This is a genomic window from Bacillus sp. FSL K6-3459 (genome assembly GCF_038003305.1).
Taxonomy (GTDB): Bacteria; Bacillota; Bacilli; order Bacillales; family Bacillaceae; genus Bacillus; species Bacillus pumilus_O.
This window is the reverse complement of record NZ_JBBOOW010000001.1, coordinates 2,164,159-2,177,943: the sequence shown is the minus strand read 5'-3', so window position 1 is coordinate 2,177,943 and position 13,785 is coordinate 2,164,159. Positions and strand designations below refer to the sequence as shown.

Here is a 13,785-nt window from a genome sequence, read left to right as displayed (position 1 = left end):
GATGAGTAACATGCGTCATCATGAATTAGGATTATCTGATGAACAAGCAATTGATATATACAGAACAATGCTTCTGGCAAGAAAAATTGATGAACGGATGTGGCTTTTAAACCGTTCAGGTAAAATTCCATTCGTCATCTCTTGTCAAGGGCAGGAAGCGCAGCAAGTTGGTGCTGCTTTCGCTCTCAATAGAGAAGAGGATTACGTCTTACCTTACTACCGCGATATGGGGGTTGTCCTTGCATTTGGAATGACTGCAAAAGATTTAATGATGTCAGGTTTCGCAAAACAAGACGATCCAAACTCAGGCGGAAGACAGATGCCAGGGCACTTTGGACAGAAATCCAATCGAATTGTGACAGGATCTTCACCTGTTACAACGCAGGTTCCTCATGCAGTCGGAATCGCACTTGCTGGACGACTAGATCAGAAAAACTTTGTCAGCTTTGTCACGTTCGGTGAAGGCTCTTCAAACCAAGGTGATTTCCACGAAGGGGCTAACTTCGCTGCTGTGCATAAGCTGCCTGTTATTTTCATGTGTGAAAACAATAAGTATGCAATTTCCGTGCCGTACGACAAACAAGTAGCTTGTGAACGCATTTCAGATCGTGCGATTGGGTACGGAATGCCTGGCGTAACCGTTGATGGCAATGATCCGCTTGAAGTATATGCCGCTGTCAAAGAAGCGAGAGACCGTGCGGCAAGAGGCGAAGGACCAACGTTGATTGAAACGATCTCTTACCGTTTAACTGCGCATTCAAGTGATGACGATGATTCAAGCTATCGAGAAAAAGAAGAAGTGCTCGAAGCGAGAAAGAAAGATCCGCTCATCAAATATGAAACGTATTTAACCGAAGGAAACGTCATGACTTCAGAAATGAAAGAAGAGATGACAAAAGAAATCATGCAAATCGTAAACGAAGCCACTGATGAAGCGGAAAACGCTGCTTATGCTGATGCTGAAAGCGCACTTCGTTACGTGTATGCGGAGTAAGGGGGAAGAAAAATGCCTGTTATGTCATATATAGACGCCATTACACTGGCAATGAAAGAAGAAATGGAGCGAGATCCGAAAGTGTTTGTGCTCGGAGAGGATGTCGGGAAAAAGGGCGGCGTATTTAAAGCGACAGCGGGTCTCTATGAGCAATTCGGAGAAGCGCGCGTTATGGATACACCTCTTGCAGAATCAGCCATTGCAGGTGTAGGGATTGGAGCAGCGATGTATGGAATGCGCCCAATTGCTGAGATGCAATTTGCGGATTTTATCATGCCTGCCATTAACCAAATTATTTCAGAGGCGGCGAAGATTAGATACCGCTCAAATAACGATTGGAGCTGTCCAATGGTCATCCGCGCACCTTATGGGGGCGGAGTTCACGGGGCGCTTTATCATTCACAATCAGTTGAAGCGATTTTTGCCAACCAGCCTGGTTTGAAGATTGTTATGCCTTCTACGCCTTATGATGTAAAAGGTCTTTTAAAAGCTGCGGTACGAGATCCAGATCCTGTATTGTTCTTTGAACACAAACGTGCCTACCGTCTCATTAAAGGAGAAGTACCTGAAGAGGATTACACACTTCCTATTGGAAAAGCAGATGTGAAACGTGAAGGCGATGATATCACGGTCATTACATATGGCCTCTGCGTCCATTTTGCGCTACAAGCAGCAGACCGCCTTGCGAAAGACGGCATTTCTGCGCATATTCTCGATTTGAGAACAGTGTACCCGCTTGATCAGGAAGCCATTATTGAAGCGGCATCAAAAACAGGCAAAGTGCTTCTTCTAACGGAAGATACAAAAGAGGGCAGCATCATGAGTGAGGTAGCGGCGATCATATCAGAGCATTGCTTATTTGATTTAGACGCACCAATCAAACGTCTAGCCGGACCAGAAATCCCAGCAATGCCTTATGCACCGACAATGGAAAAATTCTTTATGGTCAACCCAGATAAGGTAGAAGCTGAAATGAGAGAGCTAGCGGCGTTTTAAGAAAGAGGAGGGTTTCAAGTGGCAACTGAACAAATGAAAATGCCTCAGTTAGGTGAAAGTGTAACAGAAGGAACCATCAGCAAATGGCTCGTTTCACCTGGCGATCATGTGAATAAATACGATCCAATTGCAGAAGTCATGACGGATAAAGTGAACGCAGAAGTCCCGTCATCTTTTACAGGAACCATTACAAAACTATCAGCTGAAGAAGGCGATACACTTCAAGTAGGAGAAGTGTTCTGTGAAATTGAAGTGGAAGGCAGCTCACAGCAAAGTGCGAAAGAAGAAGCGGCACCTGAGCAAAGTGAAGCACCTGAAGCAGATCAAACAAAAGAGGATCAAAGTCAAAAGAAACGCTATTCTCCAGCAGTCCTTCGTTTAGCAGATGAGCACAGCATTGATTTAGCGGCAGTGCAAGGAACGGGAGCAGGTGGACGAATCACAAGAAAAGATTTACTTCAGCTAATTGAAAGTGGCGGCGTGCAAGGGAAGGCAGCACCTGTTAATGAACAGGCAATCAAGCCAGAGCCTGTGCAGTCATCAAAGCCAAAAGCGGCGCCTTCCATCTCTACAATGCCTGGTGATATTGAACTGCCAGTCACGCCAATCAGGCAGGCGATTGCGGCAAATATGCTGAGAAGCAAACATGAAATTCCGCATGCATGGACAATGATGGAAGTTGATGTGACAAACCTTGTGACTAGAAGAAATCAGCTCAAGGACCAATTTAAAGAAAAAGAAGGCTTTAATTTGACGTTCTTTGCGTTCTTTGTCAAAGCAGTGGCACAGGGCTTAAAGGAATTCCCAGAAATGAACAGCATGTGGGCTGGAGATAAAATTGTGCAAAAGAAAGCGATCAATGTCTCGATTGCTGTTGCGACTGATGACGCTCTTTTTGTTCCAGTCATTAAGGATGCAGATGAAAAAACGATTAAAGGCATTGCCAAGGAAATTCATGAGCTTGCTTCCAAGGTGAGACAAGGTACGCTGAAACAAAGTGACATGGAAGGTGGCACCTTTACTGTAAACAACACGGGATCATTTGGTTCTGTACAATCGATGGGAATCATTAATTATCCGCAAGCGGCGATTTTACAAGTAGAATCGATCGTGAAGCGTCCGGTGATTGTAAATGGTATGATTGCAGCGAGAGACATGGTCAACCTTTGTCTCTCATTAGACCACAGAGTTCTCGATGGTCTTGTATGCGGCAGATTCCTTCAACGGATTAAACAAATTCTTGAAGGCATTGATGAGCAGACATCTGTTTACTAAAACAAGAATGTCCCCCTCCCGCTATGGAGAGGGGGATTTCCCCATGATGAGAAAGGAGCGATGATATGTCTGGACTAGACTTTTTTGCATTTTTAACGATTGGACTCATGTTTATCACAGCAATTGCGTTCGCATTTCTTCGATATATTTCTAAATCACGCAATCATCCTGAAAGATTACTACTGATCATATCAATCGTTTCTATTATTCAAGTTTTGTATTGCTTGCTGCTTGTCGGTGGATTTAAAGGAGCAGCGAATAGCCTTTTAGGAATTTCTCTTCTTATCGGAACGCTGCTCGGATATGCACTTGAATATTTATACAGACGCTATATCAAAAAAACTCCCGAAAAAGAAGGGACTGACCCCCGTTTTTGAGACAGGAATCAAAACACCTTTATACAGCCAATTGCCGATAGTTTATCGGTGATTGGTTGTTTAGTTTCGTTTGAATACGAATGTTGTTATAATAATAAATGTATTCTTTGACAGTGCGTTCTACGATGGTGGTTGTAGTGCGATCAATCCTGTTAAGATAGAACGTTTCAGACTTTAGTGAGGAATGAAACGATTCGATGGAGGCATTATCAGCGGGCGTCCCTTTACGGGACATGCTCATGGTAATGCCTTTTATATGAACCGCTTTCTGATACTCGTAAGATGTATACACAGAACCTTGATCGCTATGTAACACGCAATTCTCAGGAAGTGCTGGGAGCTGATTAAGTGTGTTTAAGATAAAGTCTGTGTCCTGCTTATCACCAATCGTAAAAGCAATCACTTCTCCATTATATAAATCCAATATACTGGAAAGGTACAATTGTTTCTGTCCATAAGGCAAATACGTGATGTCCGTTACTAGTTTTTCAAGAGGGCGATCAGACTGAAAATTCCGATCCAGTATATTACCGGCTACGGCATAAGGCTGCCCATTCTTCTTACGCTTTTTCATTTTAACCCGGCATTGCCACTGGTTTTTCTGCATGATACGTTGAACAGTTTTATGGTTAATACGCATTCTCATTTTTAGTATGGCTGTGATTTTCCGATAACCATATCGATATTTGTGCTTTCGGCACAACGTGCCGACCTGTTTCTCTAGTTGTCTTTCAGAATGAGTCTGAGTCAAATCTTTTTTCCATCTATAATACGAAGTACGTAAGATGCCTAAATGGACACAGATGTCCTGTACCGTCATCGTTTTGCGAAATTCTTCTACCAGTTTGATTGACGTTTCCTTATCAACTTCCTTTCCAATTCGTTGTACTTTTTTAAAACTTCATTCTGTTGACTCAAATAGCGATTTTCTGCCTGTAGTCTCTCTAATTCAGAAGAGTACTCGGGACCCTTTCCATAGGTATATTGTTTTCCAACAGGTTGTTCGAACCTGTGTGTATCCCCAGCTTTATGCCATCTCACCCATGTCTGAACCTGCGTCTTATTCTTGATATTCAATTCCTGCATGATCTCTTTCATAGGTACGCCTGCCAACCTCATTTCCACAGCCTTCTGTTTGACTTCAACCGGATAACTCACTCTTGTCCCCATAGAAAAAACACCTCCATGTTTTATTTCGGATCACAACGATCCGTTTTCAAACTTGAAGGTGTTTTTTATTTGTCTCATCTTATGGGGTCAGTCCCAGAATGATCTCGGGCGTTTTCTTTATTCTGCTGGAACAATAAAGGTCAAATGCTGTTTTAACACTTCTAAAGAAGCAGGTGCTGTCATGTACACTTCGCCATCTGTATCAGCATCCATTTCCTCTTTTGTGTGGATCTGAATTCTGGATGCTTGAATGAGGGAGAGGTCGCCGGTGAAGTCTTCCAGCTCTTCCCGGTTCATAGAAAAGATTTCTTTTAGAGCTGAGAAGCTCGTATTTCTGCAAATTAAGATTTCAGCTTTCCCATCATCAATTGCTGCACTCGGCAAATCAATTTTATTTGTCCCGATAAAATGTCCATTCATGACAAGTACGATGACGGCTTCTTCTTCCCAGTTTTCCTCCTCTGTTTCAATTCGTACGTGAAAAGGATCTGTTTGCTGCAAGGTGCGCAGGGCACTTGTGAAGTAGCTGATTTTGCCAAGTACAGCTTTTTCCTTGTCATTAATATTGTTGGACGTGTCTGCAATGAGCCCGATGCCCCAAAAGTTTAACAAGTATCGATCTTCTGCCTTGATGAGATCGACCTTTTTTTCTACGCCATCTATTATCATTTGAGCGGCTTTTTGCATTTGTTGCGGGATACCAAGGGTTCTAGAAAAGTCATTGCATGTCCCGCCAGGTAAAATCGCTACAGCTGGCCTTTTTTCTAACCCGCCGATGCCATTCATACATTCATGCACGGTTCCATCTCCGCCTAATATGATCAGCAATTCTATTGTCTCATCAATTGTACGACAGAATTGATAAGCATCATTTGGCTGCTTTGTTGGTTTAAGAATGAGTTCATCAATATGTAGAGAAAGAAGAGGTACTGTTTGACCGAGAACTTTTTCCATGTTTTTTTGTCCAGCATTTCCATTATAAATGAGCATCGCTTTTTTGAATTGTGCCATCACGCAGTTCTCCCTTACATCTCTTTATCATCACTTTTCCCCAATTTCGAAGCGTATAAACGATGTTCAGAAAAAGTGGGGAATGAAAAGACAACACATTTGCCCGCAGGCGTTTTCCTTGATATGATGTTGTTAAAATGGTTTTGGTATGCTAAAGGAGTGGACGGACAATGAATATTGATTTTAATTTATTTATGAATGATATTGTGAAACAAGCGAGAGAAGAGATCAAACAGGCTGGCTATACTGAGCTTACATCAGCTGAAGAAGTGGATGAAGCTTTGTCTAAAAAAGGCACGGCACTTGTGATGGTGAACTCGGTATGCGGATGTGCTGGCGGTATTGCAAGACCAGCTGCAGGCTATTCTGTTCATTACGATAAGCGCCCGGATCAATTGCTGACAGTGTTTGCTGGACAAGACAAAGAGGCAACAGCAAGAGCCCGTGAATACTTTGAAGGCTTCCCGCCATCTTCACCATCCTTTGCGTTGTTAAAAGATGGAAAGATTATTAAAATGGTCGAACGCCATGAAATTGAAGGACATGAACCAATGGAAGTCGTGTCAAAGCTTCAAGCTGCATTCGATGAGCATTGCGAAGAAATGTAACGTGTGACGTTTGAATGATGACATATAAAGCAGTCCGGTCTTTAGATCGGTCTGCTTTTTGTTTTATAAGACCATTGAATCAAAATAATTTTAGCAAAATACTATTGCATCTTAAAAAGAAAGTGTTTAAAATACATTATAGTGAATAAATATTCAAAACAATACATGATTTTAAATACTAGGAGGCATTATCTTATGAAAAAGTGGTTATTATTACTTATGACAGCTGGTCTTGCAGCTGCACTCGCAGCTTGTGGAACTTCTTCTAATAATTCAAACGCATCAGGAGATGACAAAACACTCGTTATGGCAACATCAGCAGATTATCCGCCATTTGAATCAAAAGACGGAGATAAAATTGTCGGTTTTGATGTTGATCTTGCAACAGCACTAGCGAAAAAGAACGGCTACAAGCTAGAAATTCAAGATATGGATTTTGCAAGTCTTGTATCAGCGCTTAAAACAAATAAAGCTGATATTGTCCTTGCAGGCATGACTCCTACAGAAAAACGTAAAAAACAATTAGATTTCTCTGATGTTTATTACAATGCTAAAAACTTAGTTGTCTCAAAGAAATCTAGCGGAATGAAAACAGAGCAAGACTTAAAAGATAAAACAGTCGGCGTTCAATTAGGTTCAATCCAGCAGGATGAAGCAAACGGTTTGCAAAAGAAATATAACTTAAAAGTGGAAGACCGTAATAAAATCTCTGATATCATTCAAGAAATCAAAGCAGGTCGTTTTGATGCAGCCATTATTGAAGATAAAGTAGCTGCTGGTTATTTGAAAAAAGAAAAAGACTTACAAGCATTTGGATTGAATAGTTCAAACGAAGGTTCAGCTATTGCATTCAAGAAAAATAGCGATTTAACAGCTAAATTTAATAAATCATTAAAAGAAATGCAAGACAATGGCGAACTTGATAAATTAATTAAAAAATGGTTTGCTGATGAAAAATAAGTCAGGAAAAGGATCAGCGTCATTTACGAAAATTCAGTAGAAAGCGCTGAAAAGTTCAACTCATGTTGAACTTTTTTCCTGTTTTATTTTTTGATTTTGTATGAAGGCATAAAAAAGGAGACTGTCATGTTAGATTTTAAAGATGTAATACCTCAGATGCCCTTTATTTTAGAAGGGCTTAAGGTCACACTTTCTATTGTAGTGGTATCACTTTTTCTTGGATTTATCTTAGGGATTTTATTAACGCTTTGCAAAATTAGTGTATTTAAGCCGCTCATTTGGCTTGCAGATTTTTATACATCCATTTTCCGAGGCACACCGCTTGTGCTTCAATTGCTCATTATTTATTTCGGTCTGCCTCAGCTTCTTGGGTTTCAAATCGATCAATACTGGGCTGCTGTAGCCGCATTTACACTAAACTCTGCGGCATACGTATCTGAAATTATTCGTGCTGGTATTAATGCTATTGATAAAGGTCAAAAAGAAGCAGCCGTTGCTTTAGGCATCCCTTATGCTAAAATGATGAAGGACTTATTGCTTCCGCAAGCATTTAAAAATATTTCACCTGCACTTGTGAACGAAACGATTACACTGACAAAAGAATCAGCTATTGTGACAGTCATTGGATTAGGCGATGTCATGAGACGAGCCTATCAAGCAGGTGCCGTCACGTATAATTATCTTGAACCGCTTATTTTTGCGGGCCTCATCTATTATGTCATCGTGCTTGTTCTCACCTTTGTCGGCAAATCGGTGGAAAGGAAGTTAAAATCAAATGATTAACATAGAGAAACTTACAAAATCTTTTGGTAAAAATGAAGTATTAAAAGGGATCGACGCCACCATTAAAGAAGGGGAAGTTGTTGCAGTCATTGGACCATCTGGTTCAGGGAAATCGACGTTTCTTCGCTGCATCAACTTGCTTGAAAAGCCGACTTCTGGTGTCATTACGATTCAGGATACTGAAATCACAAACCCAAAAACCAATGCACTCAAAGTGCGTGAGAACATCGGAATGGTGTTTCAGCATTTTCACCTATTCCCGCATAAAACGGTGCTGGAAAATATCACATATGCGCCAATGAATGTGAAGAATCAATCGAAGGAAGACAGCATCAAACAAGCAGAAGATCTACTGAAAAAAGTAGGGCTTTTAGAGAAAAAAGATGATTTTCCGAACCGTTTGTCAGGTGGTCAAAAGCAGCGTGTTGCAATTGCACGTGCGCTTGCAATGACACCAGACATCATGCTGTTTGACGAACCAACTTCTGCCTTAGATCCAGAAATGGTCAAGGAAGTACTAGAGGTCATGAAAGAGCTGGCTCAATCTGGAATGACACTTGTGATCGTCACTCATGAAATGGGCTTTGCAAAAGAAGTGGCTGACCGCGTGATCTTTATGGATGATGGGAAAATTGTAGAGGATGCGAACCCTGTGCAATTCTTTGAATCACCGTCGTCACAGCGCGCGAAAGACTTTTTACAAAAAATATTATAAAGAAAAAGAGAAGGAGACTTAACATCTCCTTCTTTTTTTGATTATAATGGGGAAAGTAAAAAAAGTTCATCATTTCACAATAAGTGAATAGAAACAAGACAGAAAAGAGTGACTCACATCATGTTTAAAATCGGCTACCGAACGCTGAAAACAGCATTAGGAACAGCGATCGCCATTTACATTGCGCAACTGCTGGGCCTTCAAAATTATTCTGCTGCCGGGATTATTACGATCCTGTGTATTCAGGTGACAAAGAAACGGTCGCTTCACGCATCAGGCGCCCGCTTTGCCGCATGCAGTCTTGCCATTTTATTTTCTTATCTATTTTTCGATCTGATTGGGTATCATCCTTTTGTGATTGGGCTGATGCTGCTTGTCTTTATTCCGACAACCGTATTGCTACGCATTAAAGAAGGGATTGTCACAAGTTCAGTCATCATCCTCCATTTATACATGTCCGGCGGGATTACCCTTCACCTCATCTGGAATGAGCTACTACTCATTACGATTGGTGTTGGCGTGGCACTGATCATGAACCTGTATATGCCAAGTGTCGATAAAAAGCTCAAACGCTACAGCGAACAGATTGAAGCCAATTTCGCAAAAATTTTTGAGGAAATCGAACAATATTTAATGACAGGGAAACAAGACTGGACAGGCAAAGAAATACCAGAGACACATCAATTGATCAAAGAAGCGAAAGCTCTTGCATATCGTGATGTTGAGAACCATGTCTTAAGACATGAAAATCTGTATTATCATTATTTCAATATGAGGCAAAAGCAATTCGAAATCATCGAGCGTGTACTTCCGAAGATCACGTCCATTTCTATCACAACAGAGCATGGACAAATCATAGCAGAATACATTAGAGACTTACGCGAACATATTCACCCTGGGAATACGGCGCATAAGTTTTTAAGACGCCTCATTGATATGAAAGAAGAGTTCGATAAGCTCCCGCTGCCGCAAACACGAGAAGAGTTTGAGGCAAGAGCTGCACTGTTTCATTTCCTCGGAGAAATGGAACAATATTTAGTACTGAAAAGCTATTTTAAAGGGATGAAAGAATAGAGACGCATGAGTTCCTCCTTCATTGGTCAATCTAATGAAAAAGGAGGAGCCTATGCGTCTTTTATTTTATACCGTATTGACTATGTCCCTTTCACCTATCTGGCCGCTCGGACAAAACCCGCTTCCAGGAGACCCGTATGTCATTATTAATAAACAAACAAATGAACTTGCCTATATTGATCAAGGTCAAATCCAAAAAATATATCCAGCTTCAACAGGGAAAACGACAGATTTAACGCCAGAAGGGGAATTTACCATTATGATCAAAGCGAAAGATCCGTATTACAGAAAAAAGAATATCGAAGGCGGTGCGAAGAATAACCCTCTTGGCAGAAGATGGATTGGATTTGATGCACGAGGAACAGATGGCAGAACATACGGAATTCATGGGACGAGTGACGAAACATCGATAGGGAAATTTATTACGGCAGGCTGTGTGAGACTTCATAATCAAGATGTAGAGCTTCTATTTGACAAGCTTCCGGTCGGGACAAAAGTATGGATTACAACCTCAACCGATTCATTTGAAAAGCTTGCCAAAGACAAACAGGCCATTCGTTGATTGAACGAATCACCTGCTTGTCTGCTTTTATTCAAACCTTATAAAAAGGCTGCTGCTCCTGCTAAAAGTGAAGAAATGAGCAGCAGGCTAATCATAAGCAATACCATAAATTTCATGAATTTCTGAGACATATCGCACCCCTATAACCGAAGATTTTTTGCGACGAACGCACCTTTCTTTATTCTAGCTCGTTTTTTCAAATGCGACAAGTGATTAACAAAGGAAGTGAACGGATGAATCAAATCGACCATATTGCCATTGCGGTCTTTTCTATAAGAAACACCTCTCGCATTTTTCAACAGCTGTTTAACTGGCATTTTTCAGACATACAAGAGCTTCCTGAGCAGGAGATTAAAGCGTCCTTCGCTTCACTTGATCATGTGCACATTGAATTAATCGAACCGATGTCCAGCAGCAGCAAACTACATACTTTTTTAGCAAAAAGAGGAGAGGGACTCCATCATATTGCGCTAAAGTCAGGTGACATACAGGCGGACCTTAACCGTCTTGATCACCTTGGCGTGGAGCTTCTCCAACAATCAGCACAGATAGGCGCAAGCGGGAAGCGGATTGCATTTATTTCACCGAAAGAAACGTCTGGTGTGTTATTCGAATTGTGCGAGCCCTTGAAAGGAGAGGAACACGGCAATGAATGAATCGTTTAATGACTTGGCGAAATGGCGCGAAAAAGCATTCATGGGCGGTGGCGAGAAACGTGCAGCCGCGCACCGGAACAAAGGAAAACTATCGGTGCGTCAGCGGCTGCATGAACTTCTTGACGGAGGCAGTTTCATGGAAATTCAAGCATTTGCAACAGGCCGCATGTCAGAGCATGTCGGTGATGGTGTCGTCACTGGAACTGGACTCATTCATGGAAGGCCGGTATGTGTTTATGCACAAGATGCAACCGTGCATGGGGGGGCTTTAGGCGAAATACATGCCAAAAAAATTGCTTCTTTAATGGATCTAGCAGCTAAACATCAGATGCCGATCATCGGTCTGAAAGACTCAGGTGGTGCGAGAATTCAAGAGGGTGTGGTATCATTAGAAGGATACGGACAGATTTTTAAACGGAATGTGTTGTACTCTGGTCAAATCCCGCAAATATCCGTTATTTTAGGATCTTGTGCTGGAGGAGCAGTCTATTCTCCTGCCTTGACTGATTTTGTGTTCATGACAGAGCAGACAGCTCATATGTTTTTAACAGGTCCGAAAGTCATAGAAAAGGCAACAGGAGAAACGGTCTGTCCTGACCGTCTTGGCGGTGCAAGTGTTCAGCATCAGACAAGCGGGAATGTGCACTATACGGGGAAAGATGAGAAAGACGTGTTAAAAGCGGTTCGAACACTTTTAACGTACATACCAACGAAACAACAGGCTGTCACGGATGCTGAAACGAGTAAGCAAGACGCAGCTGATCCAGGCAACATCTTGCCGAAGAATCCATCACGCACCTATGATGTCAAACAAGTGGTGACAGCCATCATCGATTCAGACTCATTCTTTGAAACGCAGCCTTGTTTCTCAAAAAATATCGTCACAGGGTTTGCCAGATTACAAGGGGATTCAATTGGTGTAGTAGCCAATCAGCCTAAGGTGCTGGCAGGCAGCCTTGACCTTGATGCTGCTGATAAAGCGGCCAGGTTTATTCGATTTTGCGATGCGTTTCACATTCCGATTTTAACGCTTGTAGACGTCCCTGGTTTTTTACCAGGTGAGAAAGCCGAGCATGCGGGAATTATCCGTCACGGTGCAAAGCTTTTATATGCGTACGCTGAAGCGACCGTTCCAAAAATCACCGTGATATTAAGAAAGGCGTTTGGCGGTGCGTATGTCGCAATGAATAGCAAAGGATTAGGCGCTGATTTTGTCTATGCATGGCCAGCGGCAGAAATTGATGTCATGGGGAAAACGTTCGCTGACGAAATCGTTCATCCTGCTTCGCGCGTGGTTGAGACGAAGCCAAGTGTATTAAAAGCGGCTCAGGCAGGGCTGATAGATGATATTTTCATGCCGTCTGAAACGAGAGAGCGATTGATTCGCTCATTTGATTTGCTTCGCAGGAAGGAAGAAGATAGACCGTTAAAAAAGCATGGCAACATGCCGCTATAAGAGGAGGAGCATCATCATGATCAATGAAAAACGTTTACTAGACGAATTTTTAGAACTAGTTCAGATTGATTCTGAAACAAAACATGAAGAGAAAATTGTGGAAGTCTTAAAAGAAAAATTCTCGCAGCTTGGACTAAAAGTGGTGGAAGACGACTCAAAAGCAAAAACAGGCCACGGTGCAGGCAACCTCATCTGTACACTGGAAGGCACTCAAGAGGCTGATACCATCTATTTCACTTCTCATATGGACACAGTGGTTCCAGGTAATGGCGTAAAACCAGTCATTGAAGACGGCTATGTGAAAACAGATGGAACAACCATTCTTGGTGCTGACGATAAAACAGGACTTGCCGCAATGTTTGAAGCAATCCGTGTGCTGAAAGAGAAGAATGTACCGCATGGAACGATTGAATTTGTCATCACAGCAGGTGAGGAGTCAGGACTTGTCGGAGCAAAAGCGTTAGATCCGAAGTTGATGACAGCCGCATATGGCTATGCCCTTGATTCAGATGGCAAGGTTGGAACCATTATCGTTGCAGCGCCAACACAGGCGAAAGTACGCGCAACGATTTACGGGAAAACAGCTCACGCAGGTGTCGCGCCTGAAAAAGGTGTGTCTGCGATTACCATTGCATCAAAAGCTATTGCTAGTATGCCGCTTGGCCGAATTGATGAAGAAACAACGGCGAATATCGGTCGTTTTGAAGGCGGAACGCAAACGAATATTGTGTGTGATCAAGTCGATATCCTTGCGGAAGCACGCTCTTTAGAACCTGCAAAAATGGAAGCACAAGTAGCGAAGATGAAAGAAGCCTTTGAAAAAACCGCTAAAGAAATGGGCGGAAGTGCCGATGTACACATTGACATCATGTATCCAGGCTTCAAATTCTCTCACGGCGATCAAGTCGTAGAAGTGGCAAAAAAAGCGGCTGCGAAAATTGGCCGTCCATCAGAACTACAGACAAGCGGGGGAGGCAGTGATGCAAACGTCATTGCAGGAAACGGCGTCCCAACTGTCAACCTAGCTGTTGGATATGAAGATATTCATACAAAAAATGAGAAAATGCCGATTGAAGAATTAGTCAAAACAGCTGAAATGGTTCTCGCCATTATCGAAGAAACGACAAATCCATCGTAAAGGCAGGAGA

General features: G+C 42.1%; 16 protein-coding genes. 13 read left to right on the top strand and 3 right to left on the bottom strand.

Annotation, left to right across the window (positions count from 1 at the left end):
• Nucleotide 1: 1 nt before the first annotated feature.
• From MHI35_RS10950 to MHI35_RS10935, 4 genes are all read left to right on the top strand, one after another.
• Nucleotides 2-994 carry a thiamine pyrophosphate-dependent dehydrogenase E1 component subunit alpha gene (locus MHI35_RS10950; RefSeq protein ID WP_012010510.1) on the top strand — a complete coding sequence of 331 codons (993 nt, stop codon included), beginning with the start codon at nt 2-4 and terminating at the stop codon, nt 992-994.
• Between the two features lie 12 nt (nt 995-1,006).
• Complete coding sequence (locus MHI35_RS10945; RefSeq protein WP_003215848.1) at nt 1,007-1,990, top strand: alpha-ketoacid dehydrogenase subunit beta; 984 nt, start codon at nt 1,007-1,009, stop codon at nt 1,988-1,990.
• 18 nt (nt 1,991-2,008) lie between these two features.
• Complete coding sequence (locus MHI35_RS10940; protein WP_211064187.1) at nt 2,009-3,265, top strand: dihydrolipoamide acetyltransferase family protein; 1,257 nt, start codon at nt 2,009-2,011, stop codon at nt 3,263-3,265.
• A 65-nt stretch (nt 3,266-3,330) separates the two neighbouring features.
• Nucleotides 3,331-3,642, top strand: a complete 312-nt coding sequence (locus tag MHI35_RS10935; protein WP_335349188.1) for a YesK-like family protein — start codon at nt 3,331-3,333, stop codon at nt 3,640-3,642.
• A gap of 19 nt (nt 3,643-3,661) precedes the next feature.
• Here the strand turns inward: MHI35_RS10935 and MHI35_RS10930 are convergent.
• Together MHI35_RS10930 and MHI35_RS10925 are read right to left on the bottom strand one after the other, a co-directional pair.
• Nucleotides 3,662-4,812 (bottom strand): IS3 family transposase gene (locus MHI35_RS10930; RefSeq protein ID WP_340991683.1). Its coding sequence is split into 2 segments (ribosomal slippage): nt 3,662-4,539 and nt 4,539-4,812, totalling 1,152 coding nucleotides; the frame shifts between segments, so codons are not numbered across the junction.
• Nucleotides 4,813-4,929: 117 nt separating this feature from the next.
• Nucleotides 4,930-5,823: a YegS/Rv2252/BmrU family lipid kinase gene (locus MHI35_RS10925; RefSeq protein WP_144521074.1), complete on the bottom strand. Its 894-nt coding sequence runs from the start codon at nt 5,821-5,823 to the stop codon at nt 4,930-4,932.
• A 170-nt stretch (nt 5,824-5,993) separates the two neighbouring features.
• Here MHI35_RS10925 and MHI35_RS10920 point away from each other — a divergent pair, with 170 nt between their 5' ends.
• From MHI35_RS10920 to MHI35_RS10895, 6 genes are all read left to right on the top strand, one after another.
• The gene (locus tag MHI35_RS10920; RefSeq protein ID WP_144521076.1) at nt 5,994-6,431 is read left to right on the top strand and encodes a BrxA/BrxB family bacilliredoxin; all 438 of its coding nucleotides are present in this window, start codon (nt 5,994-5,996) and stop codon (nt 6,429-6,431) included.
• Between the two features lie 195 nt (nt 6,432-6,626).
• On the top strand, nt 6,627-7,391 hold the full coding sequence (locus tag MHI35_RS10915) for a transporter substrate-binding domain-containing protein (protein WP_335349520.1): 765 nt from the start codon (nt 6,627-6,629) through the stop codon (nt 7,389-7,391).
• Between the two features lie 126 nt (nt 7,392-7,517).
• A complete protein-coding gene (locus MHI35_RS10910; RefSeq protein WP_041815705.1) occupies nt 7,518-8,174 on the top strand; it encodes an amino acid ABC transporter permease in 657 nt (218 codons plus the stop codon).
• Complete coding sequence (locus MHI35_RS10905; RefSeq protein WP_211064189.1) at nt 8,167-8,889, top strand: amino acid ABC transporter ATP-binding protein; 723 nt, start codon at nt 8,167-8,169, stop codon at nt 8,887-8,889. Before MHI35_RS10910 ends, MHI35_RS10905 begins: the two co-directional genes overlap by 8 nt.
• A gap of 120 nt (nt 8,890-9,009) precedes the next feature.
• The gene (locus MHI35_RS10900; protein WP_335349519.1) at nt 9,010-9,963 is read left to right on the top strand and encodes an aromatic acid exporter family protein; all 954 of its coding nucleotides are present in this window, start codon (nt 9,010-9,012) and stop codon (nt 9,961-9,963) included.
• A gap of 52 nt (nt 9,964-10,015) precedes the next feature.
• Nucleotides 10,016-10,525 carry a L,D-transpeptidase gene (locus MHI35_RS10895; RefSeq protein WP_335349518.1) on the top strand — a complete coding sequence of 170 codons (510 nt, stop codon included), beginning with the start codon at nt 10,016-10,018 and terminating at the stop codon, nt 10,523-10,525.
• A 38-nt stretch (nt 10,526-10,563) separates the two neighbouring features.
• Here MHI35_RS10895 and prli42 read toward each other — a convergent pair whose 3' ends face one another.
• Nucleotides 10,564-10,656 (bottom strand): stressosome-associated protein Prli42, encoded by a 93-nt coding sequence (prli42, locus tag MHI35_RS10890; protein ID WP_017357951.1) that lies wholly within the window; start codon nt 10,654-10,656, stop codon nt 10,564-10,566.
• Nucleotides 10,657-10,758: 102 nt separating this feature from the next.
• On the opposite strand from prli42, the gene mce reads away from it, so the two are divergent.
• From mce to MHI35_RS10875, 3 genes are read left to right on the top strand one after another with little or no spacing between them, the layout of a single operon-like run.
• Nucleotides 10,759-11,181, top strand: coding sequence for a methylmalonyl-CoA epimerase (gene mce / locus MHI35_RS10885; RefSeq protein ID WP_211064191.1), 423 nt, complete (start codon nt 10,759-10,761; stop codon nt 11,179-11,181).
• A complete protein-coding gene (locus MHI35_RS10880; protein ID WP_335349517.1) occupies nt 11,174-12,637 on the top strand; it encodes an acyl-CoA carboxylase subunit beta in 1,464 nt (487 codons plus the stop codon). The genes mce and MHI35_RS10880 overlap by 8 nt, the downstream gene beginning before the upstream one ends.
• Before the next feature lie 16 nt (nt 12,638-12,653).
• Nucleotides 12,654-13,775 carry a M20/M25/M40 family metallo-hydrolase gene (locus tag MHI35_RS10875; RefSeq protein ID WP_144457742.1) on the top strand — a complete coding sequence of 374 codons (1,122 nt, stop codon included), beginning with the start codon at nt 12,654-12,656 and terminating at the stop codon, nt 13,773-13,775.
• The last annotated feature ends 10 nt before the right edge of the window (nt 13,776-13,785 follow it).

Bases quoted from the DNA above. Each gene is read 5' to 3' on its own strand.
- MHI35_RS10950 (WP_012010510.1), top strand. From the start codon at position 2: ATGAGTAACATGCGTCATCATGAATTAGGATTATCTGATGAACAAGCA.
- MHI35_RS10945 (WP_003215848.1), top strand. From the start codon at position 1,007: ATGCCTGTTATGTCATATATAGACGCCATTACACTGGCAATGAAAGAA.
- MHI35_RS10880 (WP_335349517.1), top strand. From the start codon at position 11,174: ATGAATGAATCGTTTAATGACTTGGCGAAATGGCGCGAAAAAGCATTC.
- prli42 (WP_017357951.1), bottom strand. From the start codon at position 10,656: ATGTCTCAGAAATTCATGAAATTTATGGTATTGCTTATGATTAGCCTG.
- MHI35_RS10900 (WP_335349519.1), top strand. From the start codon at position 9,010: ATGTTTAAAATCGGCTACCGAACGCTGAAAACAGCATTAGGAACAGCG.
- MHI35_RS10915 (WP_335349520.1), top strand. From the start codon at position 6,627: ATGAAAAAGTGGTTATTATTACTTATGACAGCTGGTCTTGCAGCTGCA.
- mce (WP_211064191.1), top strand. From the start codon at position 10,759: ATGAATCAAATCGACCATATTGCCATTGCGGTCTTTTCTATAAGAAAC.
- MHI35_RS10920 (WP_144521076.1), top strand. From the start codon at position 5,994: ATGAATATTGATTTTAATTTATTTATGAATGATATTGTGAAACAAGCG.
- MHI35_RS10905 (WP_211064189.1), top strand. From the start codon at position 8,167: ATGATTAACATAGAGAAACTTACAAAATCTTTTGGTAAAAATGAAGTA.
- MHI35_RS10875 (WP_144457742.1), top strand. From the start codon at position 12,654: ATGATCAATGAAAAACGTTTACTAGACGAATTTTTAGAACTAGTTCAG.
- MHI35_RS10925 (WP_144521074.1), bottom strand. From the start codon at position 5,823: ATGGCACAATTCAAAAAAGCGATGCTCATTTATAATGGAAATGCTGGA.
- MHI35_RS10935 (WP_335349188.1), top strand. From the start codon at position 3,331: ATGTCTGGACTAGACTTTTTTGCATTTTTAACGATTGGACTCATGTTT.
- MHI35_RS10910 (WP_041815705.1), top strand. From the start codon at position 7,518: ATGTTAGATTTTAAAGATGTAATACCTCAGATGCCCTTTATTTTAGAA.
- MHI35_RS10895 (WP_335349518.1), top strand. From the start codon at position 10,016: ATGCGTCTTTTATTTTATACCGTATTGACTATGTCCCTTTCACCTATC.